Genomic DNA, 18,141 nt, shown 5'->3' with positions numbered 1-18,141 from the left:
ATGAGCAATACCGACTTCGCCCTCGCCGTGGAAGACCTGACCGTGTCCTTCGACGGTTTCAAGGCCATCGACGCCCTCACGCTCTACATCGACAAGAACGAGCTGCGCGTGATCATCGGCCCCAACGGCGCCGGCAAGACCACGCTGCTGGACCTCATCTGCGGCAAGACCCGCGCCAGTGGCGGCAGCATCAAGTTCAAGAACGAAGAAATCCTGGGTGTGGCCGAACACAAGCGGGTGCGGCTGGGCATTGGCCGCAAGTTCCAGACACCGTCGATCTACGAAAACCTCTCGGTGTTCCAGAACCTGGAGGTGTCCTACCCCGCGGGCCGTTCGGTGTGGGGTGCGCTGGCGTTCCAGTGCACCGCCGACATCCGGACCCGGGTCGAGACGGTGGCGGCCGACATCGGTCTCGGCGGCGAGCGCCTGCAGACCGAAGCCGGTCTGCTCTCGCACGGCGAAAAGCAGTGGCTGGAGATCGGCATGTTGCTGATGCAGGAGCCCGAGCTGCTGATGCTCGACGAACCGATCGCCGGCATGAGCGCGCGCGAACGCGATCTCACCGCCGATCTGCTGCAGCGCATCTGCCAGAACCGCGCCGTGATCGTGATCGAACACGACATGGACTTCGTCAAGAAGATCGCTCACAAGGTCACCGTGATGCATCAGGGAAAGATCCTCGCCGAAGGGCCGATGGATCAGGTCCAGGCGGACCCCAAGGTCATCGACGTGTACCTCGGCCACTGACATGAAACACGCCGGACGGTTGGCATAACCAAGGATTCACCATGCTGCAAGTCAAAGACCTGTTTGTCGCCTACGGCCAGAGCGAGGCCCTGCACGGCATCTCGTTCGAGGGCAACGCCAACGAGACCGTGGCCATCATGGGTCGCAACGGCATGGGCAAGACCACGCTGTTCAAGAGCCTCATGGGCATCCTGCCCACCAAGGGTGGCCAGGTCACGGTGGCCGGTCAGGACGTGACGCGCGATGAGAGCTTCCGCCGCGTGGCCAAGGGCATCGCCTACGTGCCCCAGGGCCGCATGATCTTTCCCACGCTCACGGTGGAGGAGAACATCCAGACCGGGCTGGAAAACGCCAAAGACAAGGCCATTCCCGAAGACATCTACGCGCTGTTTCCGGTGCTGTGGGACATGCGCCGGCGCAAGGGCGGCAACCTGTCGGGCGGCCAGCAACAGCAGCTCGCCATTGCGCGTGCGCTCGTCACCGACCCCAAGGTGCTGCTGCTCGACGAGCCCACCGAAGGCATCCAGCCTTCGATCATCAAGGACATCGCCAAGGCCCTCAACGAGATCCGCAAGATGCGCCAGATCACGATCGTGGTCTCCGAGCAGGTGCTCTCGTTCGCCATGGACGTGGCCGACCGCCTGTTCGTCATCGAGGGCGGCCGCCTGGTGCACGAGACCGCACGCGCCGACACGGACCTGCAGCACATCAAGTCCTACCTGTCCGTCTGATTTCCTCTTCCCTGCCCACTTTTTCACACCAAGGAGCACGCCATGGCCGAAACACTGATCAAGGTCGATCTCACCCAGTCACCGCTGGAAAACGAGAACATCCACAACCGCTGGCACCCCGACATTCCCATGGCCTGCTGGGTCAAGCCCGGTGACGAATTCATCCTGGAGACCTTCGACTGGACCGGCGGTTTCATCAAGAACAACGACAGCGCCGACGACGTGCGCGACATCGACCTCACCACGGTGCACTACCTCAGCGGCCCGGTGGGCGTGAAGGGGGCCGAGCCCGGCGACCTGCTGGTGGTGGACCTGCTCGACATCGGCGCCAAGGAAGACAGCCTGTGGGGCTTCAACGGCTTCTTCAGCAAGAAGAACGGTGGCGGCTTCCTCACCGAACATTTCCCGCAGGCGCAGAAGTCCATCTGGGATTTCCACGGCATGTTCACCAGCTCGCGCCACGTGCCGGGCGTGAAGTACGCCGGCCTGATCCACCCCGGTCTGATCGGCTGCCTGCCCGACCCCAAGATGCTGGCGCAGTGGAATGCGCGCGAGCAGGCGCTGATCGACTCCGACCCCGCCACCAGCGGCCTGGCCAACCCGCCGTTCGCCGGCACCGCGCACATGGGCAAGATGAGCGGCGCCGCGCGCGACAAGGCCGCGGCCGAGGGCGCGCGCACCGTGCCACCGCGCGAGCACGGCGGCAACTGCGACATCAAGGACCTGTCGCGTGGCGCCAAGGTGTTCTTCCCGGTCTATGTTGAAGGCGCAGGCCTCTCGGTGGGCGACCTGCACTTCAGCCAGGGCGACGGCGAGATCACCTTCTGCGGCGCCATCGAGATGGCCGGCTGGGTGCACATGAAAGTCACCCTGATCAAGGGCGGCATGGCCAAGTACGGCATCAAGAACCCGATCTTCAAACCCAGCCCGATCACGCCCACCTACAACGACTACCTGATCTTCGAAGGCATCAGCGTCGACGAGGCCGGCAAGCAGTACTACCTGGACGTGAACGTGGCCTACCGCCAGGCCTGCCTGAACGCCATCGAGTACCTGAAGAAGTTCGGCTACTCGGGCGCGCAGGCCTATTCGATCCTGGGCACGGCGCCGGTGCAGGGCCACATCAGCGGCGTGGTCGACGTGCCCAACGCCTGCGCCACGCTGTGGCTGCCGACGCAGATCTTCGACTTCGACATCAACCCGAGTGCGGCCGGCCCCATGAAGCACCTCGACGGTTCGGTGGTGATGCCGCTCTCACCTGATTTGTGAACCACCCCCGCGCCGCTTCGCGTCACCCCTTCAAGGGGGCCACACCAGCGGCCCGGCAAAGCCGGTTCCGTGGTGTGTGTTGGCGAAGGCACGCGGATCAAGGAGACCTTGTATGCCGACCTACGACTACGCCTGCCCGTCCTGCGGTGGCTTCGATGCGTTCCGCTCCCTGAGCGCGCGCAACGAGCCCGCCGCCTGCCCCGACTGCGGTGCTGCCTCGCCGCGTGTGTTCGTCACCGCACCGCGCCTGGCGCTGATGGACGGCGGCACGCGCAGCGCGATGAGCATCAACGAGCGGGCGCGGCACGAGCCACAACGCTCCGGCGACTACGCGCGCCTCAAGCATCCGGCGGGCTGCGGCTGCTGCGGTAGCGGCCGCAGCAAGGCCACCGTCACGGCCCCTAACGGGTCAAAAGCCTTCCCGAGCAAACGCCCCTGGATGATCAGCCACTGAAACATCTTTCCTTTCGTTTTCAACCTACTTCGGAGCAAGCAGCGATGTCAAATAAACCTGTCGACGAGCTCGTACTCAGCGATGAGTATGAGCACCAGGCTGTGCCGGCCAAAGCGCGACGCAGCACCTTTTCCGTGTCCATGATCTGGCTCGGATTTCCGATGATCATCACCGGCGCCATGACCGGCTCGATTCTGGTCGCCGGCATGGGCTTCAAGTCAGCGCTGACGGCCATGCTGATCGGAAATGCGCTCATGTTTGCCTATGTCGGCGCCTTGGGAACCTTGGGCACGTCACGGGGATTCAATTTTGCGTTGCTGGCCAGTGCGGTGTTCGGCAAGAAAGGGTATGTGTTCGCCTCCGGCCTGCTGTCCACTCTGCTGCTGGGCTGGTTCGCGGTGCAGACAGGTATCACGGGCAACCTGATCCATACCGCGTTCGACCTCAACTATTTGGTGATGACGCTGATCGCGGGTCTGCTCTACCTGGCCATCACCTATGTCGGGATCCACGGGCTCCACTGGATCGGCCTCATCTCGGTCCCTCTGTTCGTGGTGCTCGGCGGCTGGGTTGCGTTCGATTCGGCATCTGCTGCCGGATGGAGCAAGGTGGTCGACTACGCCGGAACCAACCCTGAAATGCCGATGGCGCTCGGCGTCGGCCTGACGATCGTCATCTCGCTGTTCATCGATGCCGGAACCGTGACGGCCGACTTCAACCGCTGGGCCAAGGACACCAGGGGCTCGCTGATCGCCACCTTCTCCGCCTTCCCGTTCGCGAACCTGTTGGCCATGCTGGTGGGCGGTGTGATGACGGCCGCGCTGGCTGTCCCCAACCCCCAGCCTTTCGGGCTGGACAACATGTTCGGCTACATGCTGGCCCAGCATCTGGGCTGGTTGTCGGTGATCGCCTTCGTCTTCCTGTTCTGCAACCTCGGCTCGGTATGCGCGCACTGCCTCTACAACTCCGCCGTTGGTTGGTCGCGCATCGGCAACGGTCGCATGCGCACCTTTGCGATCGGCCTGGCGCTGATCGGTATTACGATCGCCGCCGCCAACGTGTGGGCGCTTTTCATTCCATGGCTGTCGCTGCTCGGCATCCTGGTTCCGCCAATTGGATCCATCATCCTCGCCGATCTGTACTTCGTGCGTCCCGGGGCTGAAATCGGAGCGAATTGGCGGCCGCGCGCATTCGCGGCGTGGTTCATCGGCTCGCTGGTTGCCTACGTCGTCGAGACCTACGCGCCCGAGCTCTCCACCGCTATCGCCGCTTTCATCGCTGGCGGCCTTGGCTATCTCGTGCTCAGCAAGCTGGGCGATCACAGCGCCAGCGCCGTTTCAGTCAGCCGCTGAGCCCACTTCACATCACACACCTTTCATCATGGACTACGAGATCTTTCAACTCGGTGACGTCGCGCTGCAGCACGGTGCCACGCTGCGCAACGCCTTTCTCGCCTACAAGACGTACGGCAAACTCAACGCCGACAAGAGCAACGTGATCGTCTATCCGACCTGGTACTCCGGCCAGCATCCGGACAACGAGTGGCTGATCGGCGAAGGCATGGCGCTGGACCCGAGCAAGTACTTCATCATCGTGCCGAACATGCTTGGCAATGGCCTGTCGTCTTCGCCCAGCAACACGCCTGCGCCGTACGACCGCGCGCGCTTTCCCAACATCACGCTGTATGACAACGTGATGCTGCAGCACCGGCTTGTGACCGAGCAGTTCGGTATCAGCGAGATCCAGCTCGTGGTGGGCTGGTCGATGGGCGCACAGCAGACCAACCAGTGGGGTAGCCTGTTCCCCGACATGGTCAAGCGGATCGCGCCGTTCTGCGGATCGGCCAAGACGGCGCCGCACAACTTCGTCTTTCTCGAGGGCGTCAAGGCCGCCCTGACGAGCGATGCGGCCTGGAACAACGGCTGGTACGACACGCCGCCGAACAAGGGCTTGAGGGCCGTCGGCCGCGTCTATGCCGGATGGGGCCTGTCGCAGCCTTTCTACATGCAGGAGCTGTGGCGCACCATGGGCTACAGCTCGCTGGAGGATTTCCTGGTTGCCTTCTGGGAGGGCTTCTTCCTGCCCAAGGACGCCAACAACCTTCTCGCCATGCTGTGGACGTGGCAGAACGGCGACATCAGCGACAACCCGGTCTTCAAAGGGGACTTCAAGAAGGCCTTGGGTGCGATCAAGAGCAAGGCCGTGGTCATGCCTGGCGCCATGGACCTGTACTTCCCTGTCGCTGACAACGAGGAGGAGGTTCGGCATATGCCAAACGCGGTGTGCAGACCGATTCCAGGGGTCTGGGGCCACTTCGCCGGCGGCGGCGCCAACCCGGTCGATACCAAGTTCATCGACGACAACCTCAAGGCGCTGCTCGCCAGCTGATGCAGGCGTCCCAGCGACCCATTCCCCCCTAATCAAACAGGAGTTGACATGTTTCACGGTGACATTTCCAGCAGCAAGGACACGGTCGGTGTGGCCGTCGTCAATTACAAGATGCCACGGCTGCACACCAAGGCCGAGGTGCTGGACAACGCACGCAAGATCGCCGACATGATCGTCGGCATGAAGTCCGGCCTGCCGGGCATGGACCTGGTGATCTTTCCCGAGTACAGCACGCACGGCATCATGTACGACGCGAAAGAGATGTACGACACGGCGGCCACGGTGCCGGGCGCCGAGACCGAGATCTTTGCCGAGGCCTGCCGCAAGGCCAAGGTCTGGGGCGTGTTCTCGCTCACCGGCGAGCAGCACGAGGAGCACCCCTACAAGGCGCCCTACAACACCCTGATCCTGATGAACGACCAGGGCGAGATCGTGCAGAAGTACCGCAAGATCATGCCCTGGGTGCCGATCGAGGGCTGGTACCCGGGCAACTGCACCTATGTGAGCGAAGGCCCCAAGGGCCTGAAGATCAGCCTCATCATCTGCGACGACGGCAACTACCCCGAGATCTGGCGCGACTGCGCCATGAAGGGCGCCGAACTCATCGTGCGCTGCCAGGGCTACATGTACCCGGCCAAGGACCAGCAGGTGCTCATGGCCAAGGCCATGGCCTGGGCCAACAACAGCTATGTGGCGGTGGCCAACGCGGCGGGCTGGGACGGCGTCTACAGCTACTTCGGCCACAGCGCCATCATCGGCTTCGACGGTCGCACGCTGGGTGAGTGTGGGGAAGAAGACTACGGCGTGCAATACGCCGCGCTCTCGACCAGCCTGATCCGCGATTTCCGCAAGAACGGCCAGAGCGAGAACCACCTGTTCAAGCTGCTGCACCGGGGCTACACCGGCATGATCAATTCGCGCGAGGGTGACAAGGGTGCGGCGGCCTGCCCCTACGACTTCTACGCGCGCTGGGTCAACGACCCCGAGGGCACGCAGAAGGCGGTGGAAGCGATCACGCGGCCCATGGTGGGCACGGAAGAATGTCCCATCGAGGGCATTCCCAATCCCGATTCCGTGGGGCACCGTTGACCGTGCAGCCCGTCGATGCGCTGGCCGACTGGCGCCTGTCCGAGGAACCGTTCTACCAGCCGGTGGGCGACGAAATGGCCGCCTTCGACGCGGCGCGGTCGGCCCGCCTGCCGGTGCTGCTCAAGGGGCCGACCGGTTGCGGCAAGACCCGCTTCGTCGAGCACATGGCCTGGCGGCTGGGGCTGCCGCTGATCACGGTGGCCTGCCATGAAGACCTGAGCGCGGGCGATCTGGCCGGGCGCTGGCTGCTCGATGCGCAAGGCACGCGCTGGATGGATGGACCGCTCGCCCTGGCCGCGCGCCACGGCGCCATCTGCTACCTCGACGAGTTGCTGGAAGCGCGCGCCGACACCACGGTGCTGCTGCACCCGCTGGCCGACACGCGACGTGTTCTGCCGCTGGAGCGCTGCGGCGAACTGTTGCGCGCGCACCCCGACTTCCAGCTCGTGGTCAGCTACAACCCCGGTTACCAAGGCTTGCTCAAAGGCTTCAAACCGTCGACCCGGCAGCGCTTTGTGGCGCTCGGCTTTGACTACCCGGCGCCCGCCATCGAGGCGGCCATCGTGGCGCACGAAGGGGGTGTGGACGAGGCGCTGGCGCAGCGGTTCGTGCAGTTGGCCGAGCGCACCCGGCGCCTGCACGACGCAGGTCTGGACGAAGGCGCCTCCACCCGCATGCTGGTGCATGCGGCCTTGTTGGTGCGGGCGGGTCGGTCGGCCCGGGCGGCGGCCGTGCAGGCGATCGCAGACCCACTGAGCGACGACCCCGAACTGGGGAACGTGCTGCGTGCGCTGGTCCATGCCAGCTTCTGAGCCGGTGACCGCCAGTGCGCCGATGGCGCAGACGCTGGCCCGGGCGCTCTGGGGCCAGTCCTGGTGCAGCGCCACGCAGCCGGGTGCCTTGCCCGAACAGCGCCCGGTGATCACCCTCGCGCCAGACCAGCGTTGGACCCTGCACCTGCCACCGGCGCCAGACACCCCAGGGCGCCTTGGGGCGCTCGCGGTGGCCAGCCATGCGGCGGCGCACGCGCGATTTGGTGGCGAGCCGCAAGAGCGGCAGGGGCTCAAGCCGGTGCAGCAGGCCTTGTTCGGGGTTCTGGAAGACGCGCGCGTGGAATGGCTGGCGCTGCAGGAGTTGCCTGGGCTGCGTGCCGTCTGGTGGCCCTGGCACGCCGGCCCGGCGGCCGGGTACGGCGCCTCTTTCGAAGATCTGCTGGCACGCCTGTCGGCCAGCCTGCTGGACCCTTCGCACCACGATCCCCACCCCTGGTTGGCGCGGGTGCACCAACTCTTCTTCGAGAACGATGGCCACACCCTGGCCCTGAAGACCACCGCCGATGTGCGGCGGGCGGCGTCGGTGCTGGGCCATGACATCGGGCAGATGCGCCTGCCGTTCAACGCCCGCAGCTACCGCGTGGCCGCGGGCTATCGCGATGACAACAGCCACCTCTGGTTGCAGGACGACAGCCTCCCGCCGTCGGAAACGACGCTGGCCAGTGGCGTTTCCGAGGCCCCCGGGGCGAGCGGTGCCCCCGCGCTGTCAGCGTCGTCTGCCCAGGGCCCGTCGGCTGATGGAGCGGCTGACACCGGCCCGCCCGACGAACCGCCCGACGCGCTGCACCCCGAATGGGACCACCGCATCGGCCGCTACCGCCCGCGCTGGTGCCGGGTGTACGACGCGTCGCTTGGACCCCTTTCTGGCGCCGGCCCCGAACGCACCGGACAGCCTGGCCGCGTGAACCGGCTCGCCCAGCGGCTGGCCCGGCTGGGCGGGCGTTACCAGGCCGGCGCCGGCCGTTCAGCCGTGGGCGACGAGCTTCACATCGACGCGCTGGTGGAAGGGCGCCTGGACCTTCGAGCGGGTCGCACGCCCGATGCCCGGGCCTACCGGCGGCCGTGGCGCCAGCCGCATCCGCTGGCCGTGCTGTTGCTGGTGGACGCCTCGGCCTCCACCGCCGGAGCCCTGTTGAACGACATCCGGCAGGCCGCGACGACGGCTTCGCTGGCGTTGCGGCATCTGGGCCATCGAACGGGCGTCTGGGCTTTTTCGAGCCACGGCCGGCACCGTATCCACATGCCCTGCCTGCAGCCCTGGGGCCAGGGCGCGTTGATCGCCGCGGCGCCCCGTCTGGCCGCAGAAGGGTCGACCCGGCTGGGTGCGGCCTTGCGCCACGCCTTGCACCTGACGGCGCAGGACGCACGCCGTCACCCGGGCTGGCGGCGCGTGGTGGTGGTCGTGACCGACGGCGAGTTGCACGACGTGGACGTGCACGACCCGGCATACCTGCCGGCCGATGCGCAGCGCGCCGCCCGGGAAGCGGAGGCCCAGGGGGTGGCGGTTCGGTGTCTGGTGTTTCCGCCGGGCGAGGCGGGCACATTGGCGCAAGCCATCGGGCGCGACCACTGCCGGACGGTGCCCACGGCGGCCCATCTGCCCCTTGCGCTGGTGCAGTTGCTTTCGGGGTTGGACCGGTCCCGTTAAAATCGCGGACTCTCAAGGAGCGCTGCAGCGCCACCCCGACGCGCTTGTGTCGGGGCCGGTGTCAGGCTTGAGAGTCCGGGCTTTCATCGCCCCGCCGGCCAGACCGGCCCCAACGGCGCTCACCAGTTTCAGAACCCTTTCTGGTGAGCCCCATGTCCGACGTGATTTCTTCCGTACCCGTTCCCCCCATGCTGCTGTCCGGCCTGGAGCCGCTGCGCATCGGCGAGGGCAGCCTGTTCGTCAACGTGGGCGAGCGCACCAACGTCACCGGCTCCAAGGCCTTCGCCCGCATGATCCTGAACGGCGAGTACGAGCAGGCGCTGGCCGTGGCGCGCCAGCAGGTGGAGAACGGCGCGCAGGTGATCGACATCAACATGGACGAGGCCATGCTCGACAGCAAGGCGGCGATGGTGAAGTTCCTGAACCTGATCGCCGGCGAGCCCGACATCGCGCGCGTGCCGGTGATGGTGGACAGCTCCAAGTGGGAGGTGATCGAGGCCGGCCTGCGCTGCGTGCAGGGCAAGGGCGTGGTCAACTCGATCAGCATGAAAGAGGGCGTGGACGAGTTCAAGCGCCAGGCCGGTCTGGTCAAGCGCTACGGCGCGGCCGCCGTGGTGATGGCCTTCGACGAAAAGGGCCAGGCCGACACCTACGAACGCAAGATCGAGATCTGCGAGCGCGCCTACCGCATCCTGGTGGACGAGGTGGGTTTTCCGCCGGAAGACATCATCTTCGACCCCAACATCTTCGCCATCGCCACCGGCATCGAAGAGCACAACAACTACGCGGTTGATTTCATCAACGCCACGCGCTGGATCAAGCAGCACCTGCCGGGCGCCAAGGTCAGCGGCGGTGTGAGCAACGTGTCGTTCAGCTTCCGCGGCAACGATCCGGTGCGCGAGGCGATCCACACCGTGTTCCTGTACCACGCGATCAAAGCCGGCATGGACATGGGCATCGTCAACGCCGGCATGGTGGGCGTGTACGACGAGCTGGAGCCCGAGCTGCGCGAGCGCGTGGAAGACGTGGTCCTGAACCGCCGGCCCGATGCGGGCGAACGGCTGGTGGAAGTGGCCGAAAACGCCAAGGGCGCGGCCAAGGACGACAGCAAGAAAAACGAGTGGCGCGCGCTGCCGATCCGCGAGCGCCTGAGCCACGCGCTGGTGCGCGGCATGAACGAGTTCATCAGCGAAGACACCGAAGAGATGTGGCGCCAGATCGAAGCCGAGGGCGGCCGTCCGCTCAACGTGATCGAAGGCCCGCTGATGGACGGCATGAACGTCGTTGGCGATCTGTTCGGCCAGGGCAAGATGTTCCTGCCGCAGGTAGTGAAGAGCGCGCGCGTGATGAAGCAGGCCGTGGCCCACCTGCTGCCCTACATCGAGGCCGAGAAGCTGGCCCAGGCCGCCGCCGGGCAGGACGTGAAGACCAAGGGCAAGATCGTCATCGCCACCGTCAAGGGCGACGTGCACGACATCGGCAAGAACATCGTCACCGTCGTGCTCCAGTGCAACAACTTCGAGGTCGTGAACATGGGCGTGATGGTGCCCTGCCACGAGGTGCTGGCCAAGGCGAAAGAAGAGGGCGCCGACATCGTGGGCCTGTCGGGCCTGATCACGCCCAGCCTGGAGGAGATGCAGTACGTGGCCAGCGAGATGGAGAAGGACGCCCACTTCCGCGAGAAGCAGATCCCGCTGCTGATCGGCGGCGCCACCTGCAGCCGCGTGCACACCGCCGTGAAGATCGCGCCGCACTACAGCGGCCCGGTGGTCTACGTGCCCGACGCCTCGCGCAGCGTGAGCGTGGCGCAGGGCCTGCTGAGCGACCAGGCCGCGACCTACATCGCCGAACTCAACGCCGATTACAACAAGGTGCGCACCCAGCACGCCAACAAGAAGCAGGTCACGCTGTGGCCGCTGGCCCAGGCGCGCGCCAACAAGACGCCGATCGACTGGGCCAGCTTCAAACCCACCCAGCCCAAGTTCATCGGCAAGCGCCAGTTCAAGAACTTCGACCTCGCCGAGATCGCGAAGTACATCGACTGGGCGCCGTTCTTCCAGACCTGGGACCTCGCCGGCCCGTACCCCGCCATCCTGCAGGACGAGGTCGTGGGCGAGCAGGCGCGCAAGGTGTTTGCCGACGCGCAGGCCATGTTGAAGAAGATCATCGAAGGCCGCTGGTTGTCGGCCAACGGCGTGATCGGGCTCTACCCGGCGAACACGGTCCACGACGACGACATAGAGCTCTACACCGACGAGACCCGCAGCCAGGTCGCGCTCACCTGGCACGGCCTGCGCCAGCAGACAGAGAAGCAGGAAGTGGACGGCGTGATGCGCCCGAGCCGCTGCCTGGCCGATTTCGTGGCGCCCAAGGGTGTGGCCGATGACTACGTGGGCCTGTTCGCCGTCACCGCCGGCCTGGGCGCGGAGAAGAAGGAAAAGCAGTTCCTCGATGCGCACGACGACTACAACGCCATCCTGTTCAAGGCGCTGGCCGACCGCTTGGCCGAGTCCTTCGCCGAGTGCCTGCACCACCGCGTGCGCACCGACCTCTGGGGCTACGCGGCCGACGAAGCGCTCGGCACCGAAGCGCTGATCAAGGAGCAGTACCAGGGCATCCGCCCCGCGCCCGGTTACCCGGCCTGCCCGGACCATTCGGTCAAGCGCGCCATGTTCGCGCTGCTGCAGGCCGACGAGATCGGCATGGCCCTGACCGAAAGCCTCGCCATGACGCCGGCCGCCAGCGTGAGCGGCTTCTACCTGAGCCACCCCGACAGCACCTACTTCAACGTCGGCAAGCTGGGCGAAGACCAGGTGCGGGACCTGGCGCAACGCAGCGGCGTGGCCGAGGGCGAGCTCAAGCGCTGGCTCGGCACCAACCTCTGAGCACCCCGCCCGGGCGCCTTTTCCGGGCGCCGACCAACCGCCCACGCCAGTGATTCACCCGCTGGCGCGCTGGCGTGTTGTGCCCCTGTCGCACGCCATGCTAGAAAGCGCCTAGAGTTTCAGTGGGTGGATGAATCATGGTGGTGTGTCAGGCGTGCGGTGCGGAGAACCGGGACAGGGCAAAGTTTTGCCGGGGATGCACTGCGCCCCTGGCACCGGTTGCCGTGCCCCACGCGGCGCGCAGGCGTGACCGGTCATCGAAGCCCGTCTGTCCGGCCTGTCAGGAGAACAACCCGGCCAGCGCCCGGTTTTGCCAGGCTTGCGGCGTGCCCCTGTTGCCCGCTTCTGCGTCGCACCGTTCGATGCCGGCGTTGCCGGCGGCGGGCGCCGCAACACGGAAGGTGGTGCTCTGGGGGCTGGTGCTGGTGCTCGCGGGCGCCGGGACCTGGTGGAAACTGAGCCACACCAGCGGGTCGGCATCGCAGGCCGCCACGCCCGAGGCCACCGCACCCGCGCCAGCGAATGGACCCGCGGCGCTGGCGCCGGAACAGACCCAGGCAGCCCCCACAGGGTTCGTCACGGTGGACCACGCCGACACCTTGCCGGCGCCCGGCGACGCGGCGCACCTCTCGGAGGCCGAGCGCCTGCGGCTGTCGCTGGAGCGCCTGGAGCGCGAGGACCGGGCACGCACCGCCGCGCTGGAGCAACAGCGCGCGGCCGCGGCGGCGGAGCAGCACCGGCGCGCCGAGCTGGCCAGGCGCCGCGCCGAAGCCACGGCGGCGGCAACGGCAGCGGCTTCGGCCGCCCCGGCGGCGACGCCAGCGGTGGCAACAACCGGAGCCGCCGCGCCGCCCGTGGCGCCCGCGGCGCCGGCCGCCACGGTGGAACTCGCCTGCGCCGGCAGCAGCAACTTTTTCACCCGGGACCTGTGCCGCCTGCGCGAGTGCGGCAAAGCGTCGTTTGCCCGCGACCCGACCTGCGTCAGGTTCCGTGAGATGGAAGAGGCCCGCCGAAGCGCGTCGGCACAGTGAACATTTCGGCCACCAGCCGGTGCTCGCCGCCGGGCGACAGCGTCACCACCTCGTCCGCCGCGTTGGCGGTTTCCACGCAGACAAAGCGCCGGTGGTCGCCGTCCGCCAGGTCGGCCATGCCGGCCGCCAGCGCCGCCCCCGGGTTCCACACCACGGCGGTGCGGCTGCCCTCGGCGCTGATGCGCAGCGTGTGGCCTGAAGCGCCATCCACGATGTCCAGTTCGGCGGGTGCGCCGGTGTAGATGCGGTCCACTTCGCCCGCGAAGCGCACCGCGCCGCGCTGCTGTGTGATCGCACCGTGGGCGCCAGCGGCCTTGTCCAGGTAGTTGCAGCCGTCGAGACCGCCCACCGTGGTTTGCGCTACATCGCTCACCGCGAGGTAGGTGTGCAGCGCCTGCGTGAGGGCGAAGGGTGCCTCGCCCGTGTTGCGCGTGCTCAGCGACAGCCGCAGCGCGGCGCCCACCGTGATCTCCAGTGTCAGCTCAAAGGCGTGGGGCCAGACGGCGCGTGTGTCGGGTGTGTCCGTCAGCGCCAGGGTGAGGCGGGTGGCGCCATCCGGCAGGGCCGCCGTGCTGGCCACCGACCACAGGCGCGTGCGCGCGAACCCGTGGTTGGGCCGCCCCAGCGCTTGCGGGTCGGCGCCGAACCAGGGCCAGCACACCGGCACGCCGCCCCGGATCGCCTTGCCGGCCTGGTACGTGGCCTGCTGGCTCACGAACAGCAGGTCGCTGATGGCATCGCGCGGCCGGAACCGCAACACCTGGCCGCCATACACCGACACCTGCGCCTCGGCGTGCCCGTTGTGGATCTGCACGAAAGGCAGGCCGCCCGGCCCGGCGGCAAAGCGCAGCTGGCCGGGCAGCCCGTGCCGGGCGTTCAGGGTGTCGAGAAGGGCGGTGTCGGGTGCGTCCATGTCCCGACTGTAGCGGGCCGTCCGAAGTGGGTCGGTGCCGTCTCAGGTGCGGCGGCCCGTGGGGCGGACGGCGGCCTTCCAGTAACCGAATTCGTCCTCGTGCACGTCGATGTCCAGCTCCTGCACGCGCGCCAGCATGCGCTCCTGGGCATCGGACACGGCCCGGTTGTAGACACAGGGGCCGATCTCTTTCAGGAAGAAGTTCAGCAAGCCACCCGCGGCCACGTTGCCGATGGGCTCGTCCATGTGTTCGCGGAAATAGCGCTCGATGGAGCTGATCGCCTGCTGGCGGGCTTCTTTGGAGAGTTCGATGGTCATGGCCGGGCCTGGAAATGCGGGTGGGATGCCCCTGCGCCCGGCGCCGGGTGGTTCATGCAGCGTCTTCGGGCTCCCAGGCCCGCAGGGCCCGGAGCAGGGGGGTCTTCTTGGTCTGGTGACCGGCCATCCGCCGCAGGATGTCGTCCAGCATGTGGATGGCCTCTGCAATGTAAGGCCCTTTGTTCAGCATCACGCACTCGGCGCGCACGCCCATGCTGGCATCGGAGATCTCCGCGCGCGAGGGCACGCCGGTCTTGGCCAGGGTCTCCAGCACCTGGGTGGCCCAGATGACGGGCATGTGCGCGGCCTCCGCACACCAGAGCATTTCTTCCTGCACCTCGGCGAGGCGTTCGTAGCCGCACTCCACGGCCAGGTCGCCGCGCGCGATCATCACCCCCGCGCTGGGCGCGGCCATGGCGGCCAGCAGCAGCTCGGGCAGGTTCTCGAAGCCCTGCAGGGTTTCGATCTTCAGGATCACGCCCACCTGGGTGGCCCGCAGCTGCTGCAGCGCCTGCAGCAGCTGGTGAACGTCGTCCGGTTGCTGGGCGAACGACAGGCCGACCAGGTCGGCGACCAGGGCCACCGTCTGCAGGTCTTCCAGGTCCTTGTCCGTCAGCGCGGGCAGGGCCAGCTGGCTGTCGGGAAAGTTGATGCCCTTGTCGGCCATCAGCTGTTCGCCGCCCGCGCGGGCCTGGACGATCTCCACCTCCAGCCCGCGCGACGATGCGCGGCGCACCACGCCGCCGATGCGACCGTCGTCAAACCAGACCCGTTCACCGACCCGCACCTGGCCGAAGACCTGCGGCAAGGTGCAGGGTATGCGCGGGATGGCGGCATCGCCCGATCCGGCGTGTTCCGGCGCTTCGCCATCCAGCTGGACCCGGTCGCCCTGGTGCAGGCGAAGGGCACCCGGCAAGGCGGGAATGCCCTCGGGATACACCGTGTGCAGCTTGTGACCGCGCGGGCTTTTGCAGGTGAGCGCGGTGTCCGGCGTCAGGTAGCAGGTCTCCAGGCACTCGGCGACCACGCCGTCTGCATCGCACGCCACCACCAGCCAGCGCCGCTTCTTGCCGCGCGCGTCGGTCAGGTGGATCTGCGTGCCCACGCGCAGACGGGCCAGCCAGTCGGGGTCCACCACCACCTGCGCGTCGGTGTCCGGCAGCGCGGGGGCCGCGCCATCGTGGACGAGGCGCAGGCGCGCGGCCTGGACCGCGAAACCCAGCTCGTCGCGGACCGGCTTGAGCTTGAGCACCGGGGCACGCGGCGCGATGGCTCCGGTGCGGATCTTCGGGCCACCCAGGTCCATGAGGATCTGGATGTCGCGCTGCGCCCGCTTGGCCGCGCGACGGACCAGCCGGGCCATGGCCTTCCAGGCGGTGGCGTCGTCGTGCGCGCAGTTGATGCGGGCCACGTCCATGCCCGCCTGCACGAGCCGGCGCACCAGGGCCGGGTCGGTCGCCGCTTCGCTGGGCAGGGTCACCATGATGCGCACGTGGCGATCGCGCACGGCGGGGCCCAGCAGCATGTCGGTGTGGCGTTGCAGCAGGAGCGGCCCTGTGACGCTGCCCGCGGGCTCTTCCGGGGAAAGTTCTTGCCAGGCTTGTCCGGTGAGCCGGTGCAGGATGCCCAGCACCTTGTCCACATTGGCCAGCACATGGGACTCCGAGCGGCCCAGCGACGACACCCCCAGCCAGGCCAGCTGGTTTTGCAGGCCGCGCAGATCGGTGGCCCGCATCGCCAGGAAATGCACCAGATTGCGCGCGCTGTCCCGCTGGTGGGCGCCCGCCCGCTCGATGGCCTGGGCGTAGCGGTGTTCGGCGGCCAGCATCGACTTTCTCAGCGCCCACAAGCGCTGAATCAGCGCCAGGCACACGTCCGTGTTCCAGGGGTGGTCGCTGGCGGACGGCGGCGTGGAACGGGCGGAGGTGTGATCGACGAGCATGCCCCTTTGTATGTCAACGTCATGTCAAAGACATGACGCCGCGGGACGCAACGCGGATCACCCGTTCTGCCGCAGGGCCCGCCGGTACTGCACCGCCTCGGCGACATGCCCCACACCCACCGTGTCCGCCTCGGCGAGGTCGGCGATGGTGCGCGCCACGCGCAGCGCGCGGTGGGTGCTGCGCGCGCTCCAGCCCAGGCGGGCGGCGGCGGTGTTGAGGAACTTGAGGGCCGCGGCATCGGCCAGGATGTGCTGGTCCAGTGCCTGGCCGGCCAGCGCCTGGTTGGTGCAGCCCTGCCGGACCTGGGCGCGCTCGCGCGCTGCCACCACGCGTTCGCGCACGGCGTCGCTCGGCTCGCCCGCCACGCCGTGCAGCAGGTCGTTCGGCGGCAGGGCGGGCACCTCGACGTGCAGATCGATGCGGTCCAGCAACGGGCCGCTGAGCTTGCCCTGGTAGCGCGAGATCTGGTCGGGTGTGTCGCGGCAGGCGCGGGTGGGGTGGCCCAGAAAGCCGCAGGGACAGGGGTTCATGGCGGCGACCAGCTGGAAGCGCGCCGGAAAGTCGCTCTGCATGGCCGCGCGCGAGATGCGGATGTGGCCGCTTTCCAGCGGTTCGCGCAGCGCCTCCAGGGCGGCCCGGGGGTACTCGGGCAGTTCATCGAGGAAGAGCACGCCGTGGTGTGCCAGCGAAATTTCGCCCGGCCGCGGTGGCGAGCCCCCGCCCACCAGCGCCACGGCGCTCGCCGTGTGGTGCGGTGCGCAGGTGGGGCGCTGCCCCCAGTGGTCCAGACGAAAGCGCCCGGCGAGCGACGCCACCGCAGCGGATTCGAGCGCTTCCGACGCGCTCATGGGAGGCAGCAGGCCGGCGAAGCGCTGGGCCAGCATGCTCTTGCCCGAGCCAGGCGGCCCGACCATCAGGACGCTGTGTCCGCCGGCCGCCGCGATCTCCAGCGCGCGTTTGGCCGCGGCCTGGCCCTTCACTTCGGCGAGATCGGCGTAGGCCGGGGTCTGACCGATCTGCGTCGGAGCCAGGCGCACCCAGCCGCCGTCGTCGGGGGGCGCCTCGCCGCCCGCTGCGCCATCGGGCAGGAACCGCGCCACCACGTCCAGCAGGTGGCGGGCGCGGTACACCTGCGCCTGCGGCACCAGCGCGGCTTCTTCGGCGCTGCCCGGCGGCAGCACCAGCCGGGAGGGTGCGGCCGTCGCGGCGTTGGCGTCGCGGTGCAGCGCCAGGCTCATCGCCAGGGCGCCGCGCACCGGGCGCAGCTCGCCGCCCAGCGAGAGTTCGCCCGCAAACTCCCAGCCCGCCAGCCGGGCGGCGTTGATCTGACCGTTGGCGGCGAGGATGCCGAGCGCGATCGGCAGGTCGAAGCGGCCCGAGTCCTTGGGCAGATCGGCCGGGGCGAGGTTGACGGTGATGCGCTTGTTGCTGGGGAATTCGAGCCCGGCGTTGGCGATGGCCGAACGCACGCGCTCGCGCGCTTCCTTGACCTCCGTGTCGGCCAGACCCACCAGCGTGAAGCTGGGCAGGCCGTTGGCGAGGTGGACTTCCACCTGCACCGGACGGGCTTCCAGGCCCAGCAGCGCACGGCTGTGCACCAATGACAGACTCATCTGAATTTCCTCCCTGTTTCGGTGCATGTCCGTCCTGAAGCGCCTCTCCGGGCGTTGGAACTTCGATGCACAACTTTGGTGCCTGGGTTCGGTGGTGACAGCCACCCCTGTCGGCACGAGCGCGCTCATCATGGCACAGGCCGCCGATCCGCCGGCCACCAGGCTGGCGTTGCGCGGTGTTTTCACGACAGCGCGGTGTGCCGCGGCACGATCCGATCGGAGCTCGGTTGGCACGGTCCGTGCTTGGGGGTGTAAGCGATTGAATCAAGACCATGGCGC

Annotated in this window: 15 protein-coding genes, 1 pseudogene and 1 riboswitch; of the genes and pseudogenes, 12 read left to right on the top strand and 4 right to left on the bottom strand. The window is 67.7% G+C overall.

Going from position 1 to position 18,141, the window contains the following annotated elements; all coding sequences use genetic code 11:
* The 12 genes and pseudogenes from urtD (at position 1) to ACN5W5_RS15840 (ending at position 13,075) form a co-directional block, all read left to right on the top strand.
* Positions 1–747: an urea ABC transporter ATP-binding protein UrtD gene (gene urtD / locus ACN5W5_RS15895; protein WP_420049462.1), complete on the top strand. Its 747-nt coding sequence runs from the start codon at positions 1–3 to the stop codon at positions 745–747.
* Positions 748–788: 41 nt separating this feature from the next.
* Complete coding sequence (gene urtE / locus ACN5W5_RS15890; RefSeq protein ID WP_420049461.1) at positions 789–1,478, top strand: urea ABC transporter ATP-binding subunit UrtE; 690 nt, start codon at positions 789–791, stop codon at positions 1,476–1,478.
* Positions 1,479–1,520: 42 nt separating this feature from the next.
* Entirely contained in the window at positions 1,521–2,747 is a 1,227-nt protein-coding gene (fmdA, locus tag ACN5W5_RS15885) for a formamidase (protein ID WP_420049460.1), read from the top strand.
* Between the two features lie 112 nt (positions 2,748–2,859).
* Positions 2,860–3,201, top strand: coding sequence for an FmdB family zinc ribbon protein (locus ACN5W5_RS15880; RefSeq protein WP_420049459.1), 342 nt, complete (start codon positions 2,860–2,862; stop codon positions 3,199–3,201).
* Between the two features lie 44 nt (positions 3,202–3,245).
* Positions 3,246–4,553 (top strand): purine-cytosine permease family protein, encoded by a 1,308-nt coding sequence (locus ACN5W5_RS15875; protein WP_420049458.1) that lies wholly within the window; start codon positions 3,246–3,248, stop codon positions 4,551–4,553.
* A gap of 28 nt (positions 4,554–4,581) precedes the next feature.
* On the top strand, positions 4,582–5,589 hold the full coding sequence (locus ACN5W5_RS15870; protein WP_420049457.1) for an alpha/beta fold hydrolase: 1,008 nt from the start codon (positions 4,582–4,584) through the stop codon (positions 5,587–5,589).
* A 48-nt stretch (positions 5,590–5,637) separates the two neighbouring features.
* The gene (locus ACN5W5_RS15865) at positions 5,638–6,678 is read left to right on the top strand and encodes an aliphatic amidase (RefSeq protein WP_420049456.1); all 1,041 of its coding nucleotides are present in this window, start codon (positions 5,638–5,640) and stop codon (positions 6,676–6,678) included.
* Positions 6,630–7,490: a CbbQ/NirQ/NorQ/GpvN family protein gene (locus ACN5W5_RS15860; RefSeq protein WP_420049455.1), complete on the top strand. Its 861-nt coding sequence runs from the start codon at positions 6,630–6,632 to the stop codon at positions 7,488–7,490. Before ACN5W5_RS15865 ends, ACN5W5_RS15860 begins: the two co-directional genes overlap by 49 nt.
* Positions 7,477–9,159 (top strand): VWA domain-containing protein, encoded by a 1,683-nt coding sequence (locus ACN5W5_RS15855; protein ID WP_420049454.1) that lies wholly within the window; start codon positions 7,477–7,479, stop codon positions 9,157–9,159. The genes ACN5W5_RS15860 and ACN5W5_RS15855 overlap by 14 nt, the downstream gene beginning before the upstream one ends.
* A gap of 8 nt (positions 9,160–9,167) precedes the next feature.
* Positions 9,168–9,287, top strand: a riboswitch (S-adenosyl-L-homocysteine riboswitch).
* Positions 9,288–9,311: 24 nt separating this feature from the next.
* Positions 9,312–12,044: a methionine synthase gene (gene metH / locus ACN5W5_RS15850; RefSeq protein ID WP_420049453.1), complete on the top strand. Its 2,733-nt coding sequence runs from the start codon at positions 9,312–9,314 to the stop codon at positions 12,042–12,044.
* Positions 12,045–12,181: 137 nt separating this feature from the next.
* A pseudogene (locus ACN5W5_RS15845) lies at positions 12,182–12,358 on the top strand (DUF7577 domain-containing protein); the annotation flags it as partial.
* A 12-nt stretch (positions 12,359–12,370) separates the two neighbouring features.
* On the top strand, positions 12,371–13,075 hold the full coding sequence (locus ACN5W5_RS15840; protein ID WP_420049665.1) for a hypothetical protein: 705 nt from the start codon (positions 12,371–12,373) through the stop codon (positions 13,073–13,075).
* Here ACN5W5_RS15840 and ACN5W5_RS15835 read toward each other — a convergent pair.
* Genes ACN5W5_RS15835 through ACN5W5_RS15820 form a run of 4 tightly spaced genes read right to left on the bottom strand, consistent with a single transcriptional unit; the run spans position 13,026 to position 17,862 of the window.
* On the bottom strand, positions 13,026–13,988 hold the full coding sequence (locus tag ACN5W5_RS15835; RefSeq protein WP_420049452.1) for a D-hexose-6-phosphate mutarotase: 963 nt from the start codon (positions 13,986–13,988) through the stop codon (positions 13,026–13,028). The genes ACN5W5_RS15840 and ACN5W5_RS15835 overlap by 50 nt on opposite strands.
* Before the next feature lie 42 nt (positions 13,989–14,030).
* Positions 14,031–14,306, bottom strand: a complete 276-nt coding sequence (locus tag ACN5W5_RS15830) for a DUF2164 domain-containing protein (protein ID WP_420049451.1) — start codon at positions 14,304–14,306, stop codon at positions 14,031–14,033.
* A 52-nt stretch (positions 14,307–14,358) separates the two neighbouring features.
* A complete protein-coding gene (locus ACN5W5_RS15825; protein WP_420049450.1) occupies positions 14,359–16,248 on the bottom strand; it encodes a pyruvate kinase in 1,890 nt (629 codons plus the stop codon).
* A gap of 57 nt (positions 16,249–16,305) precedes the next feature.
* The gene (locus tag ACN5W5_RS15820; protein ID WP_420049449.1) at positions 16,306–17,862 is read right to left on the bottom strand and encodes a YifB family Mg chelatase-like AAA ATPase; all 1,557 of its coding nucleotides are present in this window, start codon (positions 17,860–17,862) and stop codon (positions 16,306–16,308) included.
* Between the last annotated feature and the right edge of the window lie 279 nt (positions 17,863–18,141).

It is taken from the genome of Hydrogenophaga sp. ZJX-1 (assembly GCF_048590325.1).
GTDB lineage: Bacteria > Pseudomonadota > Gammaproteobacteria > Burkholderiales > Burkholderiaceae_C > Hydrogenophaga.
Note: the sequence above shows the minus strand (reverse complement) of the source record. Positions and strands in the feature narration are given on the sequence as shown.

Bases quoted from the DNA above. Each gene is read 5' to 3' on its own strand.
- fmdA (WP_420049460.1), top strand. From the start codon at position 1,521: ATGGCCGAAACACTGATCAAGGTCGATCTCACCCAGTCACCGCTGGAA.
- ACN5W5_RS15820 (WP_420049449.1), bottom strand. From the start codon at position 17,862: ATGAGTCTGTCATTGGTGCACAGCCGTGCGCTGCTGGGCCTGGAAGCC.
- ACN5W5_RS15835 (WP_420049452.1), bottom strand. From the start codon at position 13,988: ATGGACGCACCCGACACCGCCCTTCTCGACACCCTGAACGCCCGGCAC.
- ACN5W5_RS15860 (WP_420049455.1), top strand. From the start codon at position 6,630: ATGTCCCATCGAGGGCATTCCCAATCCCGATTCCGTGGGGCACCGTTG.
- ACN5W5_RS15825 (WP_420049450.1), bottom strand. From the start codon at position 16,248: ATGCTCGTCGATCACACCTCCGCCCGTTCCACGCCGCCGTCCGCCAGC.
- ACN5W5_RS15830 (WP_420049451.1), bottom strand. From the start codon at position 14,306: ATGACCATCGAACTCTCCAAAGAAGCCCGCCAGCAGGCGATCAGCTCC.
- urtE (WP_420049461.1), top strand. From the start codon at position 789: ATGCTGCAAGTCAAAGACCTGTTTGTCGCCTACGGCCAGAGCGAGGCC.
- ACN5W5_RS15855 (WP_420049454.1), top strand. From the start codon at position 7,477: ATGCCAGCTTCTGAGCCGGTGACCGCCAGTGCGCCGATGGCGCAGACG.
- ACN5W5_RS15870 (WP_420049457.1), top strand. From the start codon at position 4,582: ATGGACTACGAGATCTTTCAACTCGGTGACGTCGCGCTGCAGCACGGT.
- ACN5W5_RS15880 (WP_420049459.1), top strand. From the start codon at position 2,860: ATGCCGACCTACGACTACGCCTGCCCGTCCTGCGGTGGCTTCGATGCG.
- ACN5W5_RS15875 (WP_420049458.1), top strand. From the start codon at position 3,246: ATGTCAAATAAACCTGTCGACGAGCTCGTACTCAGCGATGAGTATGAG.
- metH (WP_420049453.1), top strand. From the start codon at position 9,312: ATGTCCGACGTGATTTCTTCCGTACCCGTTCCCCCCATGCTGCTGTCC.
- ACN5W5_RS15865 (WP_420049456.1), top strand. From the start codon at position 5,638: ATGTTTCACGGTGACATTTCCAGCAGCAAGGACACGGTCGGTGTGGCC.
- urtD (WP_420049462.1), top strand. From the start codon at position 1: ATGAGCAATACCGACTTCGCCCTCGCCGTGGAAGACCTGACCGTGTCC.